At 78.0% G+C, this 527-nt stretch carries 1 pseudogene; it reads left to right on the top strand.

The features are described 5' to 3' along the window. Positions 1 to 527, top strand: a pseudogene (locus tag M3677_RS16865) (transcription-repair coupling factor); the annotation flags it as partial.

Genomic DNA, 527 nt, shown 5'->3' with positions numbered 1-527 from the left:
CCCGGAGGCGGCGACCGGGCGCATCGACGTCCTCGTGGCCCCGGTGCGCAGCCTGCTGCAGCCGCTGACCCCCGGGCTGGGCGACCTCGAGCCCGTCGAGCTGCGCGCCGGCGACTCGGCCGAGCTCGACGCGGTCGGCCAGCGGCTGGTCGACGCCGCCTACAGCCGGGTCGAGCTGGTCGAGAAGCGCGGCGAGTTCGCCGTCCGCGGTGGCCTGCTCGACGTCTTCCCGCCCACCGAGCCGCACCCGGTGCGGGTGGAGTTCTGGGGCGACGAGGTCGACGAGCTGCGCTGGCTCCCCGTGCCGGAGGCGTCGGCGCTGGTCACCCACCCGCACGACGCCGCGGTGCTGACCGACCTCGCCCGCACCGACGTGCCGCGCACCCCCACGCTGGTGCTCGTGCGGCACGCCAGCGCCGGCGAGCGCGCCGACTTCGACGGCCCCGACGACCTGCGCCCCCTCGACGGCCGGGGCCGCGCCCAGGCCGACCGCTTGGCCCAGGTGCTCACCGCCTTCGCCCCGACCG

Origin of the sequence: Curtobacterium sp. P97 (assembly GCF_023712445.1) — a bacterium.
Taxonomy (GTDB): Bacteria; Actinomycetota; Actinomycetes; order Actinomycetales; family Microbacteriaceae; genus Curtobacterium.
Note: the sequence above shows the minus strand (reverse complement) of the source record. Positions and strands in the feature narration are given on the sequence as shown.